At 67.7% G+C, this 24,841-nt stretch carries 21 protein-coding genes; 2 read left to right on the forward strand and 19 right to left on the reverse strand.

Annotated features, from left to right (window positions below; genetic code table 11):
• Positions 1-20: 20 nt before the first annotated feature.
• From LU699_RS04415 to LU699_RS04465, 11 genes are all read right to left on the reverse strand, one after another.
• Positions 21-1,730: a BatD family protein gene (locus LU699_RS04415; RefSeq protein WP_232147972.1), complete on the reverse strand. Its 1,710-nt coding sequence runs from the start codon at positions 1,728-1,730 to the stop codon at positions 21-23.
• The gene (locus tag LU699_RS04420; RefSeq protein ID WP_232134350.1) at positions 1,727-3,478 is read right to left on the reverse strand and encodes a tetratricopeptide repeat protein; all 1,752 of its coding nucleotides are present in this window, start codon (positions 3,476-3,478) and stop codon (positions 1,727-1,729) included. Before LU699_RS04420 ends, LU699_RS04415 begins: the two co-directional genes overlap by 4 nt.
• Complete coding sequence (locus tag LU699_RS04425; protein WP_232134349.1) at positions 3,475-4,497, reverse strand: vWA domain-containing protein; 1,023 nt, start codon at positions 4,495-4,497, stop codon at positions 3,475-3,477. The genes LU699_RS04420 and LU699_RS04425 overlap by 4 nt, the downstream gene beginning before the upstream one ends.
• Positions 4,494-4,958 (reverse strand): DUF4381 domain-containing protein, encoded by a 465-nt coding sequence (locus LU699_RS04430; protein ID WP_232134348.1) that lies wholly within the window; start codon positions 4,956-4,958, stop codon positions 4,494-4,496. Before LU699_RS04430 ends, LU699_RS04425 begins: the two co-directional genes overlap by 4 nt.
• Positions 4,958-5,869 carry a DUF58 domain-containing protein gene (locus LU699_RS04435; protein ID WP_232134347.1) on the reverse strand — a complete coding sequence of 304 codons (912 nt, stop codon included), beginning with the start codon at positions 5,867-5,869 and terminating at the stop codon, positions 4,958-4,960. Before LU699_RS04435 ends, LU699_RS04430 begins: the two co-directional genes overlap by 1 nt.
• A complete protein-coding gene (locus LU699_RS04440; RefSeq protein WP_232134346.1) occupies positions 5,866-6,864 on the reverse strand; it encodes an AAA family ATPase in 999 nt (332 codons plus the stop codon). Before LU699_RS04440 ends, LU699_RS04435 begins: the two co-directional genes overlap by 4 nt.
• Before the next feature lie 144 nt (positions 6,865-7,008).
• Positions 7,009-8,904, reverse strand: a complete 1,896-nt coding sequence (locus LU699_RS04445) for a type IV pilus secretin PilQ (RefSeq protein WP_232134345.1) — start codon at positions 8,902-8,904, stop codon at positions 7,009-7,011.
• A 14-nt stretch (positions 8,905-8,918) separates the two neighbouring features.
• Complete coding sequence (locus LU699_RS04450; protein WP_232134767.1) at positions 8,919-9,440, reverse strand: pilus assembly protein PilP; 522 nt, start codon at positions 9,438-9,440, stop codon at positions 8,919-8,921.
• Positions 9,441-9,460: 20 nt separating this feature from the next.
• Positions 9,461-10,132, reverse strand: a complete 672-nt coding sequence (locus LU699_RS04455; protein ID WP_232134344.1) for a type IV pilus inner membrane component PilO — start codon at positions 10,130-10,132, stop codon at positions 9,461-9,463.
• Positions 10,129-10,779, reverse strand: coding sequence for a PilN domain-containing protein (locus tag LU699_RS04460; protein WP_232134343.1), 651 nt, complete (start codon positions 10,777-10,779; stop codon positions 10,129-10,131). The genes LU699_RS04455 and LU699_RS04460 overlap by 4 nt, the downstream gene beginning before the upstream one ends.
• Positions 10,779-11,837 (reverse strand): pilus assembly protein PilM, encoded by a 1,059-nt coding sequence (locus tag LU699_RS04465; RefSeq protein WP_232134342.1) that lies wholly within the window; start codon positions 11,835-11,837, stop codon positions 10,779-10,781. Before LU699_RS04465 ends, LU699_RS04460 begins: the two co-directional genes overlap by 1 nt.
• 204 nt (positions 11,838-12,041) lie before the next feature.
• Here LU699_RS04465 and LU699_RS04470 point away from each other — a divergent pair, with 204 nt between their 5' ends.
• Both LU699_RS04470 and LU699_RS04475 read left to right on the forward strand, forming a co-directional pair.
• Positions 12,042-14,591: a penicillin-binding protein 1A gene (locus tag LU699_RS04470; RefSeq protein WP_232134341.1), complete on the forward strand. Its 2,550-nt coding sequence runs from the start codon at positions 12,042-12,044 to the stop codon at positions 14,589-14,591.
• Between the two features lie 170 nt (positions 14,592-14,761).
• Positions 14,762-15,394 (forward strand): hypothetical protein, encoded by a 633-nt coding sequence (locus LU699_RS04475; RefSeq protein WP_232134340.1) that lies wholly within the window; start codon positions 14,762-14,764, stop codon positions 15,392-15,394.
• Positions 15,395-15,428: 34 nt separating this feature from the next.
• On the opposite strand, the gene LU699_RS04480 is transcribed toward LU699_RS04475, so the two are convergent.
• From LU699_RS04480 to LU699_RS04515, 8 genes are all read right to left on the reverse strand, one after another.
• The gene (locus tag LU699_RS04480) at positions 15,429-15,776 is read right to left on the reverse strand and encodes a hypothetical protein (RefSeq protein ID WP_232134339.1); all 348 of its coding nucleotides are present in this window, start codon (positions 15,774-15,776) and stop codon (positions 15,429-15,431) included.
• A 353-nt stretch (positions 15,777-16,129) separates the two neighbouring features.
• On the reverse strand, positions 16,130-17,431 hold the full coding sequence (locus LU699_RS04485; RefSeq protein WP_232134338.1) for a citrate synthase: 1,302 nt from the start codon (positions 17,429-17,431) through the stop codon (positions 16,130-16,132).
• Positions 17,432-17,693: 262 nt separating this feature from the next.
• Positions 17,694-17,945, reverse strand: coding sequence for a type B 50S ribosomal protein L31 (locus tag LU699_RS04490; protein WP_232134337.1), 252 nt, complete (start codon positions 17,943-17,945; stop codon positions 17,694-17,696).
• Between the two features lie 82 nt (positions 17,946-18,027).
• The gene (locus LU699_RS04495) at positions 18,028-18,963 is read right to left on the reverse strand and encodes a nucleoside hydrolase (protein WP_232134336.1); all 936 of its coding nucleotides are present in this window, start codon (positions 18,961-18,963) and stop codon (positions 18,028-18,030) included.
• A gap of 174 nt (positions 18,964-19,137) precedes the next feature.
• On the reverse strand, positions 19,138-19,791 hold the full coding sequence (locus LU699_RS04500) for a response regulator (RefSeq protein ID WP_232134335.1): 654 nt from the start codon (positions 19,789-19,791) through the stop codon (positions 19,138-19,140).
• A 202-nt stretch (positions 19,792-19,993) separates the two neighbouring features.
• On the reverse strand, positions 19,994-22,102 hold the full coding sequence (gene recG, locus LU699_RS04505; protein ID WP_232134334.1) for an ATP-dependent DNA helicase RecG: 2,109 nt from the start codon (positions 22,100-22,102) through the stop codon (positions 19,994-19,996).
• A gap of 16 nt (positions 22,103-22,118) precedes the next feature.
• Positions 22,119-22,502: a RidA family protein gene (locus LU699_RS04510; RefSeq protein ID WP_232134333.1), complete on the reverse strand. Its 384-nt coding sequence runs from the start codon at positions 22,500-22,502 to the stop codon at positions 22,119-22,121.
• A gap of 63 nt (positions 22,503-22,565) precedes the next feature.
• Positions 22,566-24,737 (reverse strand): RelA/SpoT family protein, encoded by a 2,172-nt coding sequence (locus LU699_RS04515; protein WP_425491045.1) that lies wholly within the window; start codon positions 24,735-24,737, stop codon positions 22,566-22,568.
• Between the last annotated feature and the right edge of the window lie 104 nt (positions 24,738-24,841).

A 24,841-nucleotide genomic window follows, 5' to 3' on the forward strand; every position in this document is an offset into this window, starting at 1 on the left:
AGGCTAGCAGGAAGCGGGGCTCAACGGCGCGGGTACAGCGGCGGCAGGTCCGGGCCGCGCGGCGCACGCGCAGGCGCATCGCGCCACGACGCGCCGCTGCGGAACTCCGCGCGCAGCGCCTGACGCGCGCCAGGCAGGTCGCCCCCGGTCCAACGCGCCCGCTGCCAGAGGCCGACAGCCTCGCGCTGGGCGGCCGCATCGAGACGTGCCGCGAGCGTATCGAGATCCGCCGCGGGCGGGTCGGACAACGCGCGCAAGGCGGCTTCGACATCCGCCGGCTCGCCCGTTTGCAGCACATGCATCAGGCGGCGCTGGGCCTGGCCCGCCGAGCCGGACGATTGCAGGGGAACTGGCGCGTCGCCATGCGCCGACGACGCGACGCCTGCGCGCACCAGGCCGATCGGCTGCTGGCGGTACAAGCGCCACGCCACCCACGCGGTCGCCAGCCATAGCGCGGCGAGCAGGGCCGCAAGTGCGGGCCAAAGCTTCGAACCACCCGCATCGGACGCTGTCGACATGCTTGTCGATGCTACCGCGTCGACTTCAGCCTGTGGCGCCGCACCGGGCAGCACTTCACCGGCCGCGACCGCCAGCGACACCGCAGGCGGACCGCTGGTCCGCGCCGCGCCGGCGCGCACATCCCACCAGGCGATCCGCGGGCCGGGCACTTGCAGGCTGCCCTCGGCACGCGGCACCACCGAGTAGCGCCGCGTCAGCCGCACCCGCGGCCGGCCGTCCTCGAAACTTTCGTCGTACTGCGGCGGTTCGGCGAACACCTGCGCGCCCTGCAACGGCGGCAATGGGATCTCCGGCAGTTGCGTGCCGACCGCGCCATCGAACACCGCCTCCAGCACGAAGGTGCTGGCCTCGCCGGCGCGACCTTCAGTCGGCGCCTCCAGCCAGCGCGCCTGCACGCCATACAGCGGCAGCCACGGCTGCGGCGCGTTCGCGGGCATCGCGCGCACGTCGAGCACGCTGGGCGGTCCGTTCGCCGACAGCTCGCGCGGCCCGCGATTGAACACGTCGTCGAACATGCCGCCGCCTGCGCCGCGCCCTTCGAAGCGCGCGCCGGGAATCGACAGCGTGCCGCTGCGCTCGGGCACGATCTGGTAGCGGCGTTCGACGACGCTGTAGCGGCGGCCGTCGATGTCGCGGCTGTACTGCACGTCGCTGCCGATGCGCTGCATCGACGCGCCCTCGGGCGAGGGCTGGTCGAGGCTGCCCGACACCAACGGCGTCGCGTAATACAGCCGCAGCACGTAGCCCACCGACTGCTGCACGTACGGCGACTGCACGTCGATGTCGGCTTCGATGAAGGCCGGCGCGCCATCACGCGCAGCCGTGACCGCAGCGGGGGCGACGCTCAGCGACAGCGGCGCGGTGCGTGCGCCGCCGACCTGCAGGGCCGGCACCGTGAGCACGCCTTCCCGGCGCGGCCGCAGCGCGACGCCGAACAGCGAGCGCGTCACGCGCCGGCCGCCGGTGATCTCGACCTCACGGCGGCTGGTGTGGCCGCTGACATCGAAATCGCGCGCGAGCGGCGCCCAGTCGGGCGTGTCGCCTGCGCCGTCGGTTTCGACGTTGAGCGTGGTCGTCTCGCCGAACGCGATGCGGTCGCGGTCGAGCCACGCGCGCGTCTGCGCCTGCGCAACCCCGACGAGGCAGCACAGCAACAGCATCGCGACCATCCACGCCGCGGATCGCGCGCCCTTCGAACGCACAGCCTTCATCGGTCGCCTCCCGTTGCGCGACGTTCGTGTTCGAGCCGGAACTTGGCTCGCAGCAATCCGCCCGGATCGTCGGGCACGCGCCGCAGCCACGCGGCATTCGCCTGCTCACGTTCGTCGCCGGTTTCGGCACCCGTTGCGCCGGCGTCGGCTGCGTCTTCATCGGACGGGTCCGCTTGGCCTTCGAGTGCGCGCTGCATCTGTTCGCGCTGCTGCGCATCCGCGTCGCGCTGCGCCTGTGCATCCGCCGGCGGCGGCGTGTCGGATGCCTGCGGTTCCAGGGCGTCGGGCGGGGGACGCTGATCGCCCTGCCCCTGCGCATCGCCAGGCTGGCTGTTCGAAGGATCGCCGGCTTCGCCAGGCTTGGATTGGCTGTCACCGTCGTCGCGCGGTTTCTGCGGCGCGCGCGGATCCTGCCCCTGTCCCGGTGGCGGCTTGCGGCTGCGCGCGGCCTCGACGGCGGCGCGGTTCGCCTGCGCATCGGCCATGCCCGGCTGCTGCGACAGCGCCTCGTCATAGGCCGCAATCGCATCATCGAAACGACCCAGCCGCGCCAGCGCATTGCCACGGTTGTACGCGGCATCGGCGCCCGGCAATCCGGTCCACGTCTTCAGGGCCTCGTCGTAGCGTTCGCCGCGATAGGCCGACGTGCCTGCGCGCATCCGGGCGTCTGCTACCTGATCGGCGCGCTGCCAGGGCGTCGCGGCCGGCGCCTGCGCCAGTGCGGGCATCGGCAGCAGGGCCGGCAACAACGCGAGTACCGCCACACAGGCGAAGCCCGAGCCGCGGCGGAAGGCCAGCAACACCAGCGCGAGCAACGGCAGCACCAGCCAGTAACCTTCATCGAGCACGCGGCGCACGCTCGTATCGCTGCGTGCCGACGCCCCGCCTGCGGTCATCTCCGGCGTCAGTACGCCGAGCGCGCGCAGATCGCCGTCGTCGATCGACAACGCGTGATAGCGGCCTTCGCCAGCCACCGCCAGCGCGCGCAACGCGACCGTCTCGAGCCGCGCATGCGCGAGCGCGCCATCGGCATCGCGATAGGCCGCGCCGGCCGCGGTGCCGAGTCCGAGCACCGAGACCCGATAGCCCATGCGCGCGGCGAAGCCCGCTTCCGCGACGGCCGCCGTGTCGGCATTGCCGGTCACCAGCAGGATGTCGCCGCGCAACGCCTGTCCCTGTCGCAGCAGACGCGTCGCATGCGCGATCGCACGATCGGCGCGCTGACCATCGACGGGCATGATTCCGGGCGACAACGCATCGAGATACAGCGCCACGTTGCGCGCATCGTCGGTCAGCGGCGCGACGGTGAAAGCATCGTCGGCATACGCGACCAGCGCGACCTGGCCCGCGCCACGTTCGGCCAGCAACTGCGCGAGCTTCGCGCGCGCCTGCAACAGCCGCGAGGGCGGCAGATCGCTTGCGGTACTCGCAGTCGACAGATCGAGCGCGACGACTAGCGGCGACATACCCTGCGTGTCGAGCGGTACCGCGACTTCGCGCCATCCCGGCCCGGCCAGTGCCAGCACCGCGAGCAAGCCGGCGAGCAGCCACGCAACGAGCCCGAATAGACCGCGCCGATCCGGACGCGCTTCGAGCAGATGCGCGAGCAGATGCGGATCCACCGCCTCGCGCCAGGCCTCCGCGCTGCGTCGACGTCGCCACCAGATCCAGGCCAGCAGCGGCAACGCCAGCAGCGCCCACAGCCAGGCCGGACGCGCGAACTGCACTGCATCGAACGGCAGGTTCATGCGGCCGCCTCGCGACGCAGGCGCAACTGCGGCAGCAGCGCGAGCATCAGCAATCCACACGCCGCGCCGAGCGGCAACGGATAACGTTCAATACGCGGGCGTAATGCGGGGCCGGGCTGCTCGACAGGTTCGAGACGATCGATCTCGCCGTAGATGCCGGCGAGCTCATCGGTATCGCGCGCACGGAATGCACGACCGCCAGTGGTGTCGGCGATACGTTGCAGCGCGGCCTCGTCGATTGCCGGTTCGCTGCCGGGCATCTGGAAGCCGAACAGACCGCCCGCGCCAGCGTCGCTGCCGAATGCGATCGTGTGCACGCGGACACCTTCATCGCGCGCCAGTTCGGCGGCCTTGTCGGGTGTCAGTGCGCCGGCATTGCTGACACCATCGGTCAGCAGGATCAGCAGCCGCTGGCCGCGCGGCGCATCCTGCAGCCGCTTGACCGCAAGGCCGACCGCATCGCCGATCGCGGTCTCGCGCCCGACCAGACCGACCATGGTCGCGTCGAGCTGCTGGCGCACACTCTCGCGGTCCAGCGTCATCGGCGTCATCGCGTAGGCGCGTTGGCCGAACACGATCAGACCGATGCGATCGCCAGCGCGACGCTCAAGAAAATCAGCGATGACCGCCTTCGCTGCAGTGAGCCGGTCCACGGGCCGTCGCCCGACGAACATGTCCTCTTCGCTCATGCTGCCCGACAGATCGACGGCGAGCATCAGATCGCGCGCGCTGCGCGGCGGTTGTTCTGCCTCGCCCCACTGCAGCGGGCGTGCGGCAGCGATACACAGCAGGCACCACGCCGCCCACAACAGCCAAGGCGTCTTCGAAGCACCGGCTGCGCTGCCGGAGGTCGCCAATGCATCAAGCCCGCGATAGGGCACGCGCAGCGCACCGCCGCGGCTCTGCGACGCAGGCAGGAAACGACGCGCGAGCCAGGGCAGCGGAATCGCGAGCAGCCACCAGGGCCACGCGAACATTTCGCGCAGCGCCGGCAGCCATGCAGGCAGCTCACCGGTCATCGGCGGCGGCCCAGCATCAACGCAATGAAACGCGCGCGTGCGAGTGCGTGCAGTGCGGTGGTGTCCAAAGTTTCGGCATCACGCCGGAATGCGCCGTCCCGTAACGCGATGCCGTCGCCGGTCGTGAACGGCGCGCCCGGTACACCGGTGTCGAGAAACGACAGCCATTCGTCGCCATGCAGGCGATCGGCATCGGGTCGATGCCGACGCGCCGCGCGGCGCAGCAGCGACGACATCGCGGCGATCCGCCCAGCCGCGTCCGGCGCAGCCGCGACCTCCGCATCGAACAGCTGCTGCCAGCGCCGCCGCCGCCATGCGCGGAACAGACGCCAGCCCACTACAGCGCAGACCAGCACCAGCAGCGCGGCCGCCAACCACCACCAACCGACCGCCGGTGGCCACCACGACGGCGCGGACGGCTGATGGATGTCGCGCAACACCAGGTCAGGCATCGTCGCCATCAGCCCATCCGGCCACGGGCGAATGCGGACAGCCAGGCGTCGCTCGGCGCATCGCTGGACAAGGACTCGACGCCGATGCCGGCGCGTCGGAGATGCGCGATCGCCGCCTCGCGCGGCGCATCGAAGGCCTCGCGCCAGCGTGCGCGTTGCGGCTCGCCCGACAGATCGAGATCGACCCGCCCATCCTCACTCGCGAATCTAAGGCGACCGCGCGGCGGCCCGCGCTCGAGCGGATCGTCGAGCAGCAGTACCAGTGCATCGCAGTGCGCGCCGACCGCCGCCCAGTCACGCGCCGGCACCGCGGCGACGCTGCCGGCATCCGCCAGCACCAGCAGACGCGAGCCGGGGCGCAACAGGCGCCGCGCATGATCCATCGCCACGCCCAGTCCTGCGTCGCCTTCCGGCGGCGCCGCATACCAGCGGGTCAACGCATGCAGTACGCGCAGCGCACCGCGCGTGCCACCGGCGGGCGGCACGGGCGCCTCGATGACCGAACCGCGCAACGCGGCAATGCGGTCACCGTCCGCGGCCGCCGCCCAGGCCGCGATTGCGCCGGCGCGTGCGGCCTGTGTCGACTTGAAGCGGACACGCGTACCGAAATAGAGCGCGGCTGCGGTGTCGGCGACGATCAATGTCAGCCGTTCGCGTTCGCGCTGGAAGGTTTTGGTGTGCGGACGTCCGGTGCGCGCGGTCACGCGCCAGTCGATGTGCCGCGCATCGTCGCCGGCCACGTAGTCGCGCGACTCCGCGTATTCCATACCCTGCCCGCGCTGCGGCGATGGCGCCAGCGCACGCACACCGGCGCGGGCACGCCGTGCAGGGCCACGCTGCCGCGCGAGCGGACGCAGTCCGACCAGTTCCGCCAGCGATGGACGCACGCCCGGCGCAACGTCCGCCTCACCCGGATTCACGGCAGCGGCACCCGCTCGATCAGCGCCTGCACCAGACGCTCGCCGTCCCAGCCCTCGGCCGTGGCCTCGTAGCTCGGCAGTACGCGGTGGCGCAGCACATCGGGCGCCACGGCGCGCACGTCGTCGGGCGTGACGAAGTCGCGTCCGGCGAGCCACGCAGTCGCGCGTGCACATCGCTCCAGGGCGATCGAACCGCGTGGGCTGGCGCCCCAGGCGATGCGTGCGGCCAGCGCCGCGTCGTAGCGGCCGGCATCGCGCGACGCCAGTACGAGCTCGACGAGATAGCGCTCCACCGCAGGCGCCATATGCATCTCCAGCACCGCGCGCCGCGCCTGGAACAACTGCGCCAGCGGTATGCGCTCGACGGGTGCCGACGCGTCGTCGAGCTGGGCCAGCGCACGCTCGCGCACAAGCTGCAGGATGCGCGCTTCTGCGCCCGCCTCCGGATAGCCCACGCGCACATGCATCAGGAACCGGTCCAGCTGCGCTTCCGGCAGCGGGAACGTGCCCTCCTGCTCGATCGGATTCTGGGTCGCCATGACCAGGAACAGGTCCGGCAAGCGATACGTCTGCCGGCCCACTGTCACCTGCCGCTCGCCCATCGCCTCCAGCAGCGCGGACTGCACCTTGGCCGGCGCCCGGTTGATCTCGTCGGCGAGCAGCAGCGGATGGAAGATCGGTCCGGCCTGGAACTCGAACCGCCCGTCCTGCGGCCGCCAGATCTCGGTACCGGTCAGGTCCGCGGGCAGCAGATCCGGTGTGAACTGCACACGCGCGAAATCCGCATCCAGCCGCGCCGCCAATGCCCGCACCGCCATCGTCTTCGCCAATCCCGGCGCGCCTTCGACCAGCAGATGCCCATCCGCCAACAGCGCCACGAGCAACCGCTCGACCAGCGCCGACTGCCCGATGATCTCTTCCGACAGCGCATCGCGCAGCGCCACGAACCGCGCATGCAGCCCGCCCGCAGTTCCGTCCACCAGATCCATCGCCATCCTCGATCACCGGCGCCCATCGCGCAGAGGCCCAGTTTGACCGGAACCCGCGCCTTCAGTTCACAACGCCAGCCAAACCATTGATCCGGAAACGCGAACGGGGCCCGAAGGCCCCGTTGCTGAACGTCTGGCTGATCGCGCCGATCAGTTGACCGGACGCTGTGCCACTCGCATGACCTTGGGGGTCACGAAGATCAACAGTTCGGCTTTACCCTTCTCACGATTCCGACTCTTGAACAGGTTGCCAAGTACCGGAATGTCCGCAAGGAACGGTACTTTGGACACCTGACTGCGATCGGTGAACTCGTAGACACCGCCAATTGCGACGGTTTGCCCGTCGTCAATAAGAACCGCGGTCGTCACCGTGCGCTTGGCGATCAACGGAACCGACCCGATTCCGTCGTATTCCACAAATCTTTCGATCTCGTCCTTCTTGATATCCATTGCAAGAAAGACGCGGCCGTCATTGGTGATGGTCGGTGTGACCTTCAGCTCCAGCAGGACATCCTTGAATTCCACTGTCGGAACGCTGTTGCTCTGCCCACCCGTTACCGTGATATAGCCGACTTCCTGGCCCTGGCTGATCACGGCTTCACGCTGGTTACTGGTGACGACGCGGGGATTCGAAATCACCTCCCCTCGCCCGTCCTGCTGCAATGCTGACAACTCGACATTCCAGTTGATCGCATTGCCAAGGATCGTAAATCCGAGCGCGGGGGCACCGCCCACTCCCGCAGGCAGATTGACGTTGAATCCACCGGGACCGTTCTCGCCAAAAGCGCCGCCGAAATCGACTCGCCCATCCACAGGCCTGTCCACCACACTGCTGACACCAAATCGCGCCCCCAGATCACGGGCAAACGATTCATTCGCAATCACAATCCGCGCCTCGATGATGACCTGATCGACCGGCTTGTCGAGCATATTGACCAGACGCTTGATCTCGCCGACACGGTTCGGGATATCGATCACCAGCAACGTATTGGTACGACGATCGAAGCTCAGACTGCCGCGCGAAGACAGGAATCCTCTCTGTTGCGACGCGCCACCTGCAGCACCACCACCGCCCGAACCACTCTTGCTCTCTTCGGTCAGCAATTTCGCAATATCCTCCGCATTGCCATAGCTGATCGGAATGTACTCGGTGGTCATCTCCGCACGCTCTTCGATCGCCAGACGCGCGTCTTCCTTGGCCTGTTCGAACGCGGCGATCTCGCTCTGCGGCGCGACCCAGACCACGTTTCCGCTGCGACGCTTGTCGAGGGACTTGGCCTGCAGGACGATGTCCAGCGCCTGATCCCAGGGTACGTTCTGCAGCCGCAGGGTCACGCTGCCGGTCACGCTGTCGCTGGCGACGATGTTGAGGTTGGATTCGTCGGCAATCAGCTGCAGCACCGTGCGCACCGGCACGTCCTGGAAGTTGAACGTCACCGGTGCGCCGCTGTAGGCGCGGACATCCGACACCGTCGCCGAGGCCGCCTGGCCCATCGTCGCGGCCGTCGACGCCGCACCCACGGCGCGGTCGCTGGCGGCAGCGCCGGTGCGCGGGATGATCTCGACGATGTAGTCGCGACCGCTCTGATACGCCATCGGCTCGAACTCTCCGCGCGCAGTGAGCACCACCTGCGTGCCGTCTGCGCCCTGGCGTGCATCGATGCGCTGCACAGGCGTGGCGAAGTCAGTCACGTTGAGCGGACGCTGCAACGACGCCGGCAGAGTCGCGCCGCCCAGGTTGATGACGACGTTGCCGCCCTGCGTACGCAGGTCGGGCGCGGCGCCATCACCATCGAAACGAAGCACCAGCTTCCCAGAGCCACCGTCGCCGCGACGGAAGTCGATATCCGTCACGGCAACCGCCCCGGCGGGCTGCGCTGCAGCAGTCGTTGCCTGCAGCAGCGGCAGCATCGACGCATGCGTCGGCGCCTGCGCGGCATGGGCGCCGCTGAACGTCCCCACCAATCCTATGGCAAGACCGAGCGCGCCGGCACGCACCGATTTCATCCGGCCCGACTGCAGGCTTCCCGCATTGCTCACGGTCATGTTGCTTCCCCTCATCATTGTTCGTTCAGCGCGAGCGAAGCCGGACGTTCCAACCAGCCGCCGGCGCCATCGGGCACGAGCTCGACGAGCTCGATGCGATTTTCATTGACCGAAGTGACGCGGCCATCGTTCTGACCCAGGTAATTGCCCGGGGTAATGCGGTAGGTCACCTTGTCGGGCGCGAGCACCAGACCGACGATGCGTCCACCGGTTCCAATCGTGCCCACCATCGACATGCTGTCGAGCGGGTACTGCTCGGTGATTTCCTTGCGCCGGTCCGAATCCGGGCGCGGACCACTGCCGCCCGAATCGTCCGTAAACGCATTGCTGAAGGGATCGCGGATCCCCTGCGCCGAATATTCGAAGGTTTCGAACTGCTGCATCACCGGCAACGGCTCGAGCGCCGGTGCAGGACGCTGCTTGACCTCTTCGGCCCAGACTTCGAGGTTGGGCGCCTCGCCCGGCTCGCTGGTGACTCCGCGACCGCAGCCCGAGGCTGCGAGTGCCAGGGAAAGCAGCGCAATGCCGCGCATCATGTTGTTTGTCCCGACGGCCATCACGGCGCCCCTTCCGTCGCCTGCGCGGCCTGGGCCTGCGCGGCGGTCTCTTCTTCGTCGAGGTATCGGTAGGTTTTCACGGTGCCCGAAAGCTCGAGGCTGGAATTCGGTCCGATGCCCGCCAGGCCGTCGGTGCCAGCGCCACGCGGCTTCAGCGAGATGTCGTGCATCGTCATGATGACCACGCGCGGCAACGACGCGACGCCGCTGACAAAGGCACCGAACTGGTGATAGCTGCCAACCATGCGCAGCGCGATCGGCTGCTCGGCATAGAACTCGCGCGGCATTTCCTCGCCCGGCTTGAACAGGTCGTTCTGGATGCCGGTCGCGATCGCGGTCTGCGAGATGTCGACGATCAGATCCGGCATCTCCGTCTTGCTCGGCAGCTGACGCAGCATCTGCTGCAGCTGCTGCTCCATCTGGGCCAGCTGCTGCTTGAGCGGCTCGAGATTCGCGGCCTTGCCCTGCTTGGTCTCGAAGTCGGCGCGCAGCGTGGATTCCTGCGCTTCAAGATTCGTCAGCTCGTCGCCCTTCTCCCGCGTGATCACGTACCACAGCAGGAAGAAGATCAGCAGGCCCACGAGGATGCAGGCGCCGATCTTGTATTCGCGCGGCCACGAACCCGTGTTGTTGAAGTCCAGCTCGCGCAGCGACATCTTCTTCTTGCTCACGACGCGGCTCCTTCTGCAGCGGGTGCAGCGATGGGCGCGGCCTCGGGCACGGCGCCGGCCGGCGCAGCCGGATCGGTGCCCTCGGCTGCCGCAGCTTCCTTGGCGGCCGGCGTGGACAGCTGCACGCTCAGGGTGAACGCATACGGCAGGCCCGGCACGCCGTCACGCGCTTCGATCACCGACAGCTGCGGGCCGGTCATCCAGCCGGAGCCATCGAGCGAACGCATGTAGGTACTGACGCGCGCGTTCGATTGCGAGCGACCTTCGAGGGTCAGCGTCTGGCCTTCCTGCTTGAGCGAGGTCAGCAGCACGCCATCAGGAATCGTGCGCACCAGCTGGTCGAACAGATGGACCATCTGCGAGCGGTTGCCCTGCAGTTCCTCAATCACGGCCTTGCGCGCCAACAGGCGTGCACGCTGCGATTCGAGCGCTTCGATCTCGGTGATCTGTGTGTCGACCGCGGCGATCTGCTGCTGCAGGAACGCATTGCGCTCGTTCTGGCCGTCGATCTGCGCGTTGTAATACATGTTCACGAGGAACCACAGCGCCACGCCGGCCGCCGCAGCGATGCCGACCATGACACCGAATTCCTTCTGCCGCTGCTTGCGCCGTTCGGCGCGCCACGGGAGGAGATTGATCCTGGACATCAGTCGAAGCTCCTCAGGGCCAGCCCGCAGGCGATCATCAGCGCGGGCGCATCCTGGGCCAGCGCATGCGCCTGCACGCGCGGGCCGAGCGTCATCTGCGCCAGCGGATTGGCGAGCACGGTCTGCACGCCCAGCTGCTCTTCGACCATGTCGGCCACGCCCGGGATCGACGCGCACCCACCGGCCAGGACCACCTGGTCGACGCGATTGAAATCACTGCCGGCGTAGAAGAACTGCAGCAGACGGCTGACCTGCTGGACCATCGCTTCCTTGAACGGCTCGAGCACTTCGACCTCGTAGCTCTCGGGCAGACCGCCCTGGCGCTTGGCCAGACCGGCTTCCTCGTAGCTGAGGCCGTAGCGGCGCATCACCTCGTCGGTGAGCTGCTTGCCGCCGAACACCTGTTCGCGCGAGTACAGGCTGCGCCCGTTGCGCAGCACGTTGAGCGTGGTCATCGTCGCGCCGACATCGACCAGCGCGACCACGCCGTCGGACGGCATGCTCAGCGTGCCGGCGATCATCGCGAACGCGTTCTCGACCGCGAAGGCCTCGACGTCGATGACCTTGGCGGTCAACCCGCCCAGTTCCAGCGCGGAGGCGCGCAGTTCGACGTTCTCCGAGCGCGAGGCCGCGAGCAGCACCTGCACCATTTCGGCGTTGCCGGGCATCGGCCCGAGCACCTCGAAGTCGAGGTTCACTTCCTCGATCGGATACGGAATGTAGTTGACCGCCTCGAGCTCGACCTGCGATTCGAGATCGTCCTCGTCGAGATCCGCCGGCATCGGGATGGTCTTGGTGATGACCGCCGAACCCGCGACCGCGGCCGATGCGTGCTTGGCCTTGGTGCCCGAGCGCGACACCGCGCGGCGGATAGCCTCGCCCACGGCCTCGACCTCGACGATGTTCTTCTCGACCACCGCATTGGGCGGCAGCGGTTCGACCGCGTAGTGCTCCACGCGGTAGCGATTGCCCTGGCGCGACAGCTGCAGCAGCTTGACCGCAGTCGAGCTGATATCGACGCCGATGATCGGCACCTGGCTTTTTGTGATGAGCCCCACGGAATATCCCCTTTGCCACGAGCGTTTAGCCACGCATCGTGTCCCGGCGCATTAAATAGCGGACTTTCCGGGTATTGGCAACACGCGCCTTCGATTCCGGAAAGCTGAACCACCGGCGGTCACAGCCGGCGGGAGCGTCATGCAAGCTCCGTTCCACATCGCCGCGTCGGCGCCCCCTGGACACCTCCCCTATACTTTGCCGCCATGAGCCCAGCCCCTTCGTCGACGCCCAAGCCCCGCCCCTCCCGCTTCCGCCGTCTGCTGCGCTGGACCCTGGTCCTGGTGCTGGTGCTCGGCATCCTCGGCGCGATCACCGGCGGCATCCTCTACGCGGCGGTCGCGTCCAAGCTGCCCGATGTCGAAGCACTGCGCGACATCGAAATGCAGGAGCCGATGTACGTCTATGCACGGGACGGCCGGCTGATCGCGCTGTTCGGCGAAACGCGCCGGTATCCGGTGGACATCGAAGAGGTGCCCGAGCGCCTGAAGCAGGCCTTCCTCGCGACCGAGGACGCGCGTTTCTACGAACACGGCGGCATCGATTACCGCGGTGTCGCGCGCGCACTGTGGTTGCTGGCCACGACCAATGACCGCCGCGTGCCGGGCGGCTCGACGATCACCCAGCAGGTCGCGCGCCAGTTCTTTCTGAGTTCGGAATACAGCTTCACGCGCAAGTTCGCCGAGATGCTGCTCGCGCGGAAGATGGAGCAGAACCTCAGCAAGGACGAGATCTTCGAGCTCTATCTCAACAAGAGCTTCTTCGGCAATCGCGCCTACGGCGTGGCGGCGGCCGCCGAGTTCTACTACGGAAAATCGCTGGCCGAACTCGATCTGGATGAGATGGCGTCGCTGGCAGCGATCCCGAAATTCCCGTCCAGCGGCAATCCGCTCAGCAACCCCGAGCGTGCGAAGGAGCGTCGCGACGTCTACGTGCTCGCGCGCATGCAGGAACTCGGCTTCATCAGCGCGCAGGAAGCCACCGCTGCGCGCGCGGTCGACATGCACGCGAGCCCGCACGAGCGCCCGATCGAAGTCTTCGCGCCGTACGTGGCGGAAATGGTGCGATTGGAGATGGTTGCGCGCTATGGCGGCGACGTGCTGACCCGCGGCTACCACGTCACCACCACGATCGACCCGACGATGCAGGCGGCCGCCGAGCTGGCCGTGCGCAGCGGCCTGACCACCTACGACCGTCGCCACGGCTGGGTGAAGCCGGCGGACACGTTCGAACTGGCAGCCGGCGAAGACGCCGAGACCACCGCGCGCCGTCTGCGCGGCATCGCGCCGCAGGGCGGCATGTTGCCGGCGGTCGTCGTGCGTAGCGGCGAAGGCACGGCCGATGTCGTGTTATCCGACGGCAGCACCGTGACGCTCGATGCCGCTGCCAGCCGCTGGACCGGCAAGAGCCCGGCCGCACTGCTGACGCGCGGCGACCTGACCCGCGTGCGTCGCATCGAAACGCCGGCCAAGGCGCCTGCCGATACCGCGCCCGAGGCTCTGCCGCCGCCGGTCATCACCTGGCAGCTCGAACAGCTGCCGCGCGCACAGGCGACACTGGTCTCGATAGAGCCCGACGATGGCGCGGTGCGCGCACTGATCGGCGGTTTCAGCTTCGCCGGCAGCAACTTCAACCGCGCCACGCAGTCGCGTCGCCAGCCGGGCTCGAGCTTCAAGCCTTTCATTTTCGCCGCCTCGTTCGAGAAGGGCTTCAACCCGGCCTCGATCGTGCTCGACGCCCCAGTGCTGTTCCGCATGCGTCGCGGCCAGGACTGGCGCCCGCAGAACTCCGACGGCAGGTTCGTCGGCCCGATGCGCCTGCGCGAGGCGCTGGTGCAGTCGCGCAACCTCGTGGCCGTGCGCCTGCTCGATGCGATCGGCGTCGACTACGCACGTCGCTATATCAGCCATTTCGGCTTCGAGGAATCGCAGCTGCCGCCGAACCTGTCCATTGCGCTGGGCACGCCGTCGTTGACGCCACTGGATGTGACCCGCGGCTACGCGGTGTTCTCCAACGGCGGCTTCCGCGTGACGCCTTGGTTCGTCGACGAAGTGCGTGACCGTGAAGGCACGCTGGTGTTCAAGGAGAACGCGGCGCGTGCCTGCCGCGGCTGCGGCACCGGCGGTACGCCGGGCCAGCCGTCGACGCCAGGGAATGTGGTCGACGGATTCAATCTGGGCCCGGCCGCCGAGAAGCGCGAGATCACCGAGGCACCGGTCGAAGCCCCGAAGCCGCCCGAGCCGCGCGCCGATGGCGCTGCCCCGGTGATGGCGCCGCGTGCGATCGACGAGCGCGTGGCCTACCAGATGATCTCGATGATGCGCGATGTCGTGCGTCGCGGCACCGGCACCGCAGCGCGCGTGCTCGAACGCGAGGACGTCGGCGGCAAGACCGGTTCTACCAACGATCATCGCGACGCCTGGTTCTCCGGCTTCGGCGGCAACCTCGTGACGTCCGTCTGGGTCGGCCGCGACGACAACCGCTCGCTGGGTTTCCGCGAGTACGGTGGCCGCGCGGCCCTGCCGATCTGGATCGACTTCATGCGCGTCGCACTCGACGGCGTGCCCGAAGTCGCGAACGAGCCGCCGGAAGGCATGGTGCGCGTCGCGGTGACCGCGGGTGGTCGCCTGCTGCCGACGGCGGCCGAGGGCGGCATCATCGAGTACGTCAAGGCCGAAGACCTGGAGCGCATGGAGTCGGAGATCGATCTGCAGATCGACGACGTGCCGGCCGAGGAAGCGTTCGACATCTTCTGATCGACCCGGGCATGGCCGACGCACGCGTCGCGTCGCCGGCTGATCAGCGCGTCGGCCGACGCCGGTGCGAACTCGAAGCGTCTGCCAGCTGAAGCGCCTCGCGCCGTGTGTTGACCCGTCACGGCGCAAGCGTAAAGTCGATCCCAGGTGATCGACAACAGGGGACGCGCATGCACCGCGCACGTCAGCACGCGGAGACACAGACCCGCGAACGCCGCCATCGTCTCGCGCACGAGGCCGCCCGCCTCATGGCCGAAGGCGGCATCCGCGACTTTCATGTCGCCAAACTCAAAGCCGCGAGCCGGCTCGGCATCCACGACGATGCGTCGCTGCCGCGCAATCGGGAGATCGAAGACGCACTGCGCGAGTACCAGCGGCTGTTCGTGGGCGCGCGCCAGACCGATGCGCTGCGCGAGCGACGCGAAGCGGCGATGCGCGCGATGGGTTTCTTCGAACGGTTCTCACCACGCCTCGTCGGCCCCGTGCTCGAAGGCACGGCCGACGCGCATTCCGCGGTGACGTTGCATGTACATACCGACGACACCGGCGGCCTCGCGCGCTTTCTGGACGATCACGGCATCCCGGCCGAAAGCCGGATGCGTCGTCTTCGCCTGGACCGCCAGCGCGCGGGCGATTTCGATGTCTGGGTGTTCGCGGCCGAAGATCTGACCTTCGATCTGACGGTGCTGCCGGAGGCGAGTCTGCGGCAGGCGCCGCTGTCCACGATGGACGAGAAGCCGATGCGCCGTGCGTCCAGATCGCAACTCGAGCAGTTGATCGCGCTGGAACACGGCGCCGGCTGAGTCTGCGTGCCATCGCAGCGATGGCGCGCCGCGCTTACTCCGTGACGATCTGCGCACTCTGCCCCGTGCGGAACGGCCGAGCGCGGGCGCCGACGCGCAGACCATCGGCGCTCGCGGCGCGGATCGCCGACACGCTGCCGTCATCGAACTTGAGCATCACCATGCAGGCCGTGACCGTCGGCACGCCCGCCGCCGACGCGGCAGCAGCGCCTTGCACGACATCCTGGGCGGCGCCGCTGGCCACCTCATACGCTTCGTACGAGTACTCGCCGGTAACGCGCGACGCCGCACGTCCGGCCATCCGGCCAAGGGCACGGCCGAACGCGCCGCCGGCCTGGGATGGCTTGGCCTGCTGCGGAGCAGCGGCGGCCGCGACCTGCATCGGCTGATGCCCGTGATCAGACCACTGCGGAACGACATTTCCTGCGCCGCCACATTCGCCACAGCCAGCACCGCGCCGCAAGCGAGCATCGCGATCCACACCCGTCGCATCTTCATTCGAACTTCCCCTTCGAGTGAGCCAGACGCCGGGCGACCCGTGAGCTACGGGACGCGGACCAGCGCATGTCAAAGCCAGTCCGACGAGCGCCCCACATCCCAACAGCGGGAGAACGCCCGGCCTGATCGCGGGAAAGATCTGACAGGTGGCGAGGCGATCCAGCCACGAAAAAGGCGGCCCGAAGGCCGCCCTGTCGTGACGCGCCGGATCCGAAGACCCCGCTTTTGTCCAATCAATCAGCGCTGGCTGGCGCCCTTGTAATCACGCACGTCGTAGCCGGTGTAGATCTGGCGCGGACGGCCGATCTTGGCTTCCGGATCGACCTGCTGCTCCAGCCAGTGCGCCACCCAGCCGGCGGTGCGACCGATCGCGAACATCACCGTGAACATTTCAGTCGGGATGTTGAGCGCCTTGTAGATGATGCCGCTGTAGAAATCGACGTTCGGGTAAAGCTTGCGCTCCACGAAGTAGTCGTCCTTCAGCGCCGCTTCTTCCAGCTTCATCGCGACGTCGAGCAACGGATCGTTGACGCCCAGCTCGCCGAGGACCTTGTGGGTCATCTCGCGGATGATCTTCGCGCGCGGGTCGAAGTTCTTGTAGACGCGGTGGCCGAAGCCCATCAGACGGAACGGGTCGTTCTTGTCCTTGGCCCGCAGGATCGCCTTCTCGACGTTGTCCGGCGTGCCGATCTCGGCCAGCTGCTTGAGCACCGCTTCGTTGGCGCCGCCATGCGCGGGGCCCCACAGTGCGGTGATGCCGGCGGCGACGGACGCGTACGGGTTCGCACCGGTCGAACCGACCAGACGCACGGTCGAGGTCGACGCGTTCTGCTCGTGATCGGCGTGCAGGATGAAGAGCAGGTCCATCGCCTTGGCGACGACCGGGTTGAGCTCCAGCGGCTCACTCGGCACTTCGAACATCATGTGCAGGAAGCGGTCGACGTAGTTCAGGCTGTTGCGCGGGTAGCGGATCGGTTGGCCGATCGAATAGCGGTACGCGGCAGCGGCCAGCGTCGGCACCTTGGCGATCAGGCGGATCGCGGCGAGGCGGCGCTGTTCGGGATCCTGCAGATCCAGCGTGTCGTGATAGAACGCCGACATCGACGCGACCGACGCGGCGAGCATCGCCATCGGATGCGCATCGTGGCGGAAGCCCTGCAGGAAGCTCTTCAGGGACTCGTGCATCATCGTGTGATGCGTGACTTCGTGCTCGAACTTCGCGAATTCGTCGGCGGTCGGCAGTTCGCCGGCCTGCAGCAGATACGCGACTTCGAGGAAGCTCGACTTCTCGGCCAGCTGGTCGATCGGGTAACCGCGGTACAGCAGCACGCCTTCGTCGCCATCGATGTAGGTGATGGCCGACTTGCAGCTGGCAGTGGCGGTGAAGCCGGAGTCGTAGGTGAAGCAGCCGGTTTCCTTGGGCAGCTTCGAGATGTCGATGCAGGGGTTGCCGAGCGTGCCGTGCAGAACGGGCAGCGTCACCGTTTTGCCGGCGGCATCGAGCGTGACCTGGTCGAGCTTGGCGTTGGATTCAGACACTCTGGAGGCTCCTCATTTCTCCGGACAGCAACACCATCCGGCCTGGCGGGCGGCGCGTGCCGCAATGCGTCAATTATCGCATAGCGATTCCATGCGCGCCGGTACGCGGCATTGCACGAAAGTCGAACATGGCGAAGCGCGCCACCGCATCGATGCGGCAGCGAAACACGGAGAGCCGGAATGCAGACGGCCGCCCAAGGGCGGCCGCTGATGTCGTCGGACGATGCGCGCCGCATCGCGGCACGCACCATTCCACACACGCTTACTTGGCGTAGCGCCTGCGGAACTTGTCGACGCGACCGCTGGTGTCGATGATCTTGTTCTGGCCGGTGTAGAACGGATGCGTGGCCGAAGACACTTCGATCTTGATCAGCGGATATTCATTACCGTCCTCCCACTGGATCTTTTCCTTCGCCGTGGCGGCGAGGGTCGAGCGGGTGAGGAACTTGAAACCGTCGGACGTGACGTCCTGGAAGACGACTTCGCGGTATTCGGGATGGATGTCGGCCTTCATGGCGGCACCAAAGTTGCGCAAGGGAAGAGCGGCATTTTAACCATCGACCGGACCCCGGCGCAAGCCGCCGGATGCATTCCGTTCAACGGCCCAGCACGCGCCGGATCCGCGCATGGAACCGGGCGGCGTCGTAGCGCATCAGAATGCGGGCGTTGTCGGGCCGGCCGAGCAGGCGGTTCCAGTCCACGATTGTCGCACCGCGGGCAGGCCCATGGTCGAGCACGACATCGAGCGGACGCTCGATGACCTCCTGCGCGGATTGGGGCTCGAGTACCCAGGCCATCGCCAGTGCGTCGGCCGAATGCCAGTCGTCGCCGCGCCGGTCCGCGGACCACTCGCGGGTCTTGCGCGAGATCGCCTCGTAGAACCGGCCGATCTCGCCGCCAGCCTGCATCCAGCCGAGCACCGCGTCGTGCGGCAGGCCGTGGGCGACGGTGGCTTCCCAGTCCGACAGGTCGAACACCGGGAAGGCGTCGAACACGATCTTCGCCGCTTCGGGATCGAAGTAGGCATTGAACTCGGCGCTGGGCGTGATGTTGCCGTGCCCGGTCACCGCCCCGGACATCGCGACGAAGCGCGCCACGCGCGACGGCAGCGTCGGATCGAGCTTCAACGCCAGCGCGGCATTGGTCAGCGGCCCCAGGGCGACCAGCACCAGACGACCGGCATGTACATGCGACAGGCGCAGGATCGCCAGCGCGGCGTGTTCGGCCTCGACCCCGCGCGATGCCGGCGCGTAGCCGATGTCGCCGAAACCGTCGTTGCCGTGCACATAGGCCGCGTCGGGCGCGGCGTGGAGCAACGGCGACGCGGCGCCGGCGAACACGGGCACATCGGTGCGACCGACCACTTCGCAGAGCTTCAATGCATTGGCGATGGTGTGATACAGGCCGACATTGCCGGCGGCGATGGTCAGCCCGACGATGTCGTGCGCGTCGTCGTCGAAGGCCAGCAGCAGCGCGAGCGCGTCGTCGACGCCCGGGTCGGTATCGATCAGGAGCGGGATTTTATCGGTCATGCCGCATTATCGCCCGCGTCGTCCGTGACGGCGACCGCCGCAACAGAAACGCCCGGCCGACGGATCGAGCGGGCGTTCGTGGATAGACGATACCGGGGGAACGCAGCGTCGAAACGCCGTACTACGCTCAGGTTTCGACGCACTTGTTAAGGAGGCCGCGCGGGGCTTTGGCGGTTAAGACGTCAGACCGTGATCGCGTGCGTACGCGTACAGCTGGCTGTTGTTGTCCAAACCCAGCTTGTGCATCGCGTCGTTCTTCTGACGGCTGATCGTCTTCACGCTGCGCGAAAGACGGACGGCGATTTCGCTGACGGTCAGACCACCGACGAACAGGCGCACGACTTCCGCTTCATGGGGGGAGATGCGGACCTGCGGCTTGTCGAGTCCGCCGGCCTGGTCGAGCACCGTGCGCATGGCGCGACAGAAATGGATCCGTCCCGAGGCGACCTTCTGGATCGCGGTGAGCAGTTCGTTGCGGGCCGAAATCTTGTCGACCAGACCGCGCACACCGGCATCCACCATGGCGCGCAACATGGCCGGATTCTCGACCTCGGTCAGCACGATGATCGGCAGCGCGGGAAACTGGCGGCGCAGGGTCAGCAATAGCGGCAGGCCGTCGCAATCACGCAGCTGCGGGCCCCGCATCGAGAAATCCGTGACCAACAGATCGCCGGCGTGCGATGCCTCCAGAAGCTTCAGCAGGGCAGCGCCGTTCGACGCTTCACCGGCGACCACGAAGGGCTCGCCTGCCCGCTCGATCTCGGCGCGCACGCCCGCCAGCGTGAATGGATGATCGTCTGCGATGAAAATACGCAACTGGGTTTCCATTTGTCCCTCCCTGGGCATGCGGGGGTCGGACCCGCCTTCCGGTGATATCTAACGTCTCAGAATTATCCCGTTCGCCGCATGGATGAAAAGCAATGAAATGTGCGGTGAATCACGCCCGCTACGTGAATCCCTACGGTATTTCCCTAATGTGATGGAACCGTGAAGTCCTTAAGCACGACTTCGTACCAAAAACCCAACCTATTCAGGCTGCTGCGTAGCGTGTTGCGCTGCCGATCCAGCGCGACACCACGCGCTCGGCCAGCGCTGGCTGCGTTTTCAGCATCGCGTCGCCGATCCGGTGCACATCCGGCAAGAGGTCCGCGTCGCGCGCGAGATCGGCCAAGCGGAATTCGGCCAGACCGGTCTGGCGCGTGCCGAGCAGCTCGCCCGGGCCTCGCAGCGCGAGATCCTTCTCGGCGATGACGAAGCCGTCGCTCGTGGTGCGCATGGTGTCCAGACGCTCCCGCGCCATCCGCGACAGCGGCGCCTGGTAGAGCAACACGCAACTCGACGCGGCACTGCCCCGCCCCACGCGACCGCGCAGCTGGTGCAGCTGCGCAAGGCCGAGACGTTCGGCGTTCTCGATCACCATCAGCGAGGCATTGGGCACGTCGACGCCGACTTCGATGACGGTCGTCGCTACCAGCAGATCGATATCGCCCTGCTTGAACGCGCGCATCGCCTCCTGCTTGGCAGCCGGCTTCATGCGTCCGTGCACGAGTGCGACACGGATTTCAGGCAGCGCGGCCGACAGCTGCTCGAACGTCGTCTGCGCGGCCTGCGCGACGACTTCGTCGGAATCGTCGATCAACGTGCACACCCAATACGCCTGACGCCCGTCGGCGCAGGCGTGGCGGATGCGTTCGATCAGCGCCGGCCGTCGTTCGCTGCTGAGCACGACCGTCTGCACCGGCGTGCGTCCCGGCGGCAGCTCGTCGATCGCCGAGACGTCGAGATCGGCATAGGCGGACATTGCCAGCGTGCGCGGAATCGGCGTCGCGGTCATCACCAGCTGGTGCGGCACTTGATCGCCGCCCGCGCCCTTGTCGCGCAACGCGAGGCGCTGGTGGACGCCGAAGCGGTGCTGCTCGTCGACGATCGCGAGTGCGAGGTCGTGAAAGGCGACGCTGGCCTGCATCAAAGCATGCGTGCCGACCACGAGCGGCGTAGCACCCGATGCGATATCCGCCAGCACCGCCGCGCGTGCGCGTCCGGTGACCTTGCCGGCGAGCCAGGCCACGCGCACGCCGAGCGGCTCGAACCACGCGCGCAGGTTCTGCGCGTGCTGTTCGGCCAGCAGTTCGGTCGGCGCCATCAGCGCGGCCTGACGGCCCCCATCGATCGCGGCCGCGGCAGCCAGCGCGGCGACGACGGTCTTGCCGCTGCCCACATCGCCCTGCACCAGTCGCAGCATCGGCTTGCGCCGGGCGAGATCGACCAGCAGTTCGCGATGCACGCGCGACTGCGCGCCGGTCAGCGCAAACGGCAGCGAGGCCTGCAATGCAGCGGCGAGCGGTCCGGGCCGCAACGCCGGCGCACGATGCGCCTGCAGCGCGATGCGTTGCCGGCGCAGGCTCAAGTGGTGGGCGAGCATTTCCTCGAGCACCAGTCGGCGCTGCGCCGGATGACGGCCGGAGGCCAACATTCCGATGTCCGCATCACTCGGCGGGCGATGCACGTACAGCAACGCGTCGCGCAGCGTCGGCATGCCGAGCGCGCCCAGTGCATCGCCTGGCAACAGTTCGAGCGCGGCGTCGCCGGGCAGTCGATCGAGCGCCTGGCCCACCAGCCGCCGCAGCACCTGTGGGCCGACGCCTTCGATTGCGGGATAAACCGGATCGAGACGATCGTCCAGCACGGTGATCGCGTCGTCGTCGAGCACGCGATAACTCGGGTGCACGATTTCCAGACCCTGCTGGCCCGGCCGTGGTGTCCCGAAACAGCACAGCCGCGTGCCCACGGCGAGCTGCGCGACCTGTGCAGCGCGGAAGTGGAAGAACCGCAGCACCAGCGTGCCGCCGGACCCATCGCCGATCGCGACGCGCAGCATCGGCCGGCGTCGGAATCCCTTCTCGATCGCTTCGACCGTGCCTTCGATCTGCGCCGGCACGCCGCCGCGCAGATGGCGGATCGGCGTGACGTGCGTGCGGTCCTCGTACTGCCGCGGCAGGTGCAGCCACAGATCGCCGATCGTCGCGAGCCCGCGCGCGGTGAGCTTTTCCGCGACCTTCGGCCCGACGCCCGACAACGCGGACACCGGCGTCTGACCCGCGTCGGCGAGCGTCGGCGCGTGGGTGCCGGACCGGCTCATGCGGGACCGGCGGAACTCAGCCGAGCACCATCACCGCATCGACCTCGAAGCGCGCGCCCTTCGGCAGCGCTGGCACTTCGATGGTGGAGCGCGCGGGATACGGCGATGCGAAGTATTCCGCCATCACTGCGTTGACCTGGGCGAACTCGCCCAGATCGGTGACGTAGAGACCGACGCGGACGATGTCGTCGAGGCTGCCGCCGGCCGCAGTCGCCACGGCCTTGAGGTTGTCGAACGCGCGACGCGCCTGCGCGGTGATGTCGCCGGCGACGATCTCGCCGGTGGCCGGGTCGAGCGGAATCTGGCCCGAGAAATACACGGTGTCGCCGGCGCGGACGGCCTGCGAATACGGACCGATTGCGGCGGGCGCGTCGGACGTGGAAATGGGCGTGCGGGGCATCGTGGAACTCCGGCAACGGGAAAGCCCGCATTCTAGCGGGCGCACGCCGCGCCGCGGTTCGGATTACATCCGTTGCACGCCGTGCACAACCGGCAGGCGGCGTGTCCGACGGATCACTTCGGCCAGATGCTTGCGGCCCTTGACCTCGATCGAGAAGCGGATCGCCGCGATCGTGCTGTCGCGCTCCAGGTACTCCACGCCGTCGATGTTGGAGTGCACGCGTGCGATTGCCGCGGCCACCTGCGCAAGCACGCCGGGATGGTTTTCGACCTCGATGCGCAGCGCGACGTTGTAGTCGCCGACGACCTCGCGGTCCCAGTCGATCGCGACCCAGCGCTCGGGCGACTTGCGGAACTCGGCGACGTTCGGGCAATCCACGCGATGCACCACGATGCCGCGGCCGGTGGTGTGGTAGCCCATGATGTCGTCGCCGGGAATCGGCATGCAGCAGTTGGCGAACGTGATGACGCCGCGCTCGTCGCCGCGGATGCGGATCGTCTCGCCGGCGCGCGCGATCTGCTCGGTCGGTACACCGCCATCGTGCTGCGCCAGCGCGAGTGCGACCTGCGCCGGCATCCAGTTGCCGAGCGCGATGTCGGCCATGAGTTCTTCGAGCCGCGGATACTTCGCTTCGACCAGATACGCGTCGAGGCGTTCCTGCGGCAACCGGTCCAGCGAAGTCCCGAGCTGTTCCAGCGCGCGATCGAGCATGCGATGACCCAGCTGCACCGCATCCTCGTGCTGCAGATGCTTGAGCTGCGCGCGGATCGACGTGCGCGCCTTGCCGGTGACGACGAACTCCAGCCACTGCGGACGCGGCATCGACGACTTCGCGGTGACGATCTCCACCCGCTGCCCGCTCGACAGCATCGTGCGCAGCGGCACCAGCTTGCCGTCGACACGCGCGGCCACCGCCTGGTTGCCGATGTCGGTGTGCACCGAGTACGCGAAGTCCAGCGCGGTCGAATTGCGCGGCAGCGACATGATGTCGCCCTTCGGCGTGAACAAGTACACCTCGTCCGGGAACAGATCGACCTTGACGTTCTCGAGGAACTCCAGCGACGAACCCGTCGCCCGCTGCGATTCGAGCAGCCCGGCGATCCACGTGTGCGCACGCGACTGCGCACTGTTCGGACCTTCGCCGCCGTGCTTGTACGCCCAGTGCGCGGCGATGCCGCGCTCGGCGATCAGTTCCATTTCCTCGGTGCGGATCTGCACCTCGATCGGTGCGCCGTAAGGACCGAACAGCACGGTGTGCAGCGACTGGTAGCCATTGGCCTTGGGGATCGCGATGAAATCGCGGAAGCGCCCGTCGAGCGGTTTGAACACCGAATGCGCGATGCCCAGCGCGTGGTAACAGTCGGCCGCGTTGCCGACGATGATCCTGTAGCCGAACACGTCCATGACCTGGGTGAAGGTTTTCCCCTCGCCCTGCATCTTGTTGTAGATGCTCCACGGCGATTTCACCCGGCCCACGAGACGGTACTGCAGGCCCGCGCTGGTGAGCCGCTGCGCCAGCTGCGCCTCGATGCTCGCCAGCGCTTCGCGGCGCACCAGCGGCTGGTTGCGGATACGCCGCTCAAGCACCATGTGCCGGATCGGATACAGCGCGTGGAAGCCGAGATCCTGCAGCTCGGCCTTGATCTTGTTCATGCCCAGGCGCTGGGCGATCGGCGCGTAGATGTCGAGCGTTTCGCGCGCGATGCGCTCGCGCGACGGGCCCGGCTGCGCGCCGAGGGTGCGCATGTTGTGCAGGCGGTCGGCGAGCTTGATCAGGATCACGCGCAGATCGCGCGCCATCGCCAGCATCATCTTGCGGAAGCTTTCCGCGTCCGCTTCCTGACGACTGCCGAAGTTGAGCTTGTCGAGTTTGGTGACGCCTTCCACCAGTTCGGCAACGGTTTCGCCGAATGCAGAGGCCAGGGCCTCGCGCGTCAGCGGCGTGTCTTCGATCGTGTCGTGCAGGATCGCCGCGACCAGGGTCTCGATGTCGACCTTCTGCTCGGCCAGCACCACCGCCACCGCGACCGGATGGGTGATGTAGGGCTCGCCGGACTTGCGCATCTGGCCCGAGTGCGCGGCGGCGCCGACCGACCAGGCACGCCGAAGCTGCACGCGTTGCTCGTCGGGCAGGTATTGCGCCGCCCGCTCGAGCACACGCATGTACTCGGGCACCGCGTCGTCCGCGGGGACATCGGGCATTGCGGGGACGGTGGCGGGTGCGGCGGGCGTCATCCACGAAGCCTACGGGCATGGTCATGGTTTTGGAACCACATCCGCACAGGACGACGCGGACCTTTCCGCGGCGTCCTCAAACGCAACGACCCCGCCGGAGCGGG

This window comes from Luteimonas fraxinea, assembly GCF_021233355.1.
Taxonomy (GTDB): Bacteria; Pseudomonadota; Gammaproteobacteria; order Xanthomonadales; family Xanthomonadaceae; genus Luteimonas; species Luteimonas fraxinea.

Coding starts and splice junctions, on each gene's coding strand:
- LU699_RS04415 (WP_232147972.1), bottom strand. CDS start 1,730: ATGAAGGCTGTGCGTTCGAAGGGCGCGCGATCCGCGGCGTGGATGGTC.
- LU699_RS04420 (WP_232134350.1), bottom strand. CDS start 3,478: ATGAACCTGCCGTTCGATGCAGTGCAGTTCGCGCGTCCGGCCTGGCTG.
- LU699_RS04425 (WP_232134349.1), bottom strand. CDS start 4,497: ATGACCGGTGAGCTGCCTGCATGGCTGCCGGCGCTGCGCGAAATGTTC.
- LU699_RS04430 (WP_232134348.1), bottom strand. CDS start 4,958: ATGGCGACGATGCCTGACCTGGTGTTGCGCGACATCCATCAGCCGTCC.
- LU699_RS04440 (WP_232134346.1), bottom strand. CDS start 6,864: ATGGCGATGGATCTGGTGGACGGAACTGCGGGCGGGCTGCATGCGCGG.
- LU699_RS04445 (WP_232134345.1), bottom strand. CDS start 8,904: ATGACCGTGAGCAATGCGGGAAGCCTGCAGTCGGGCCGGATGAAATCG.
- LU699_RS04450 (WP_232134767.1), bottom strand. CDS start 9,440: ATGATGCGCGGCATTGCGCTGCTTTCCCTGGCACTCGCAGCCTCGGGC.
- LU699_RS04460 (WP_232134343.1), bottom strand. CDS start 10,779: ATGTCCAGGATCAATCTCCTCCCGTGGCGCGCCGAACGGCGCAAGCAG.
- LU699_RS04470 (WP_232134341.1), top strand. CDS start 12,042: ATGAGCCCAGCCCCTTCGTCGACGCCCAAGCCCCGCCCCTCCCGCTTC.
- LU699_RS04475 (WP_232134340.1), top strand. CDS start 14,762: ATGCACCGCGCACGTCAGCACGCGGAGACACAGACCCGCGAACGCCGC.
- LU699_RS04480 (WP_232134339.1), bottom strand. CDS start 15,776: ATGCAGGTCGCGGCCGCCGCTGCTCCGCAGCAGGCCAAGCCATCCCAG.
- LU699_RS04490 (WP_232134337.1), bottom strand. CDS start 17,945: ATGAAGGCCGACATCCATCCCGAATACCGCGAAGTCGTCTTCCAGGAC.
- LU699_RS04495 (WP_232134336.1), bottom strand. CDS start 18,963: ATGACCGATAAAATCCCGCTCCTGATCGATACCGACCCGGGCGTCGAC.
- LU699_RS04500 (WP_232134335.1), bottom strand. CDS start 19,791: ATGGAAACCCAGTTGCGTATTTTCATCGCAGACGATCATCCATTCACG.
- recG (WP_232134334.1), bottom strand. CDS start 22,102: ATGAGCCGGTCCGGCACCCACGCGCCGACGCTCGCCGACGCGGGTCAG.
- LU699_RS04510 (WP_232134333.1), bottom strand. CDS start 22,502: ATGCCCCGCACGCCCATTTCCACGTCCGACGCGCCCGCCGCAATCGGT.
- LU699_RS04515 (WP_425491045.1), bottom strand. CDS start 24,737: ATGACGCCCGCCGCACCCGCCACCGTCCCCGCAATGCCCGATGTCCCC.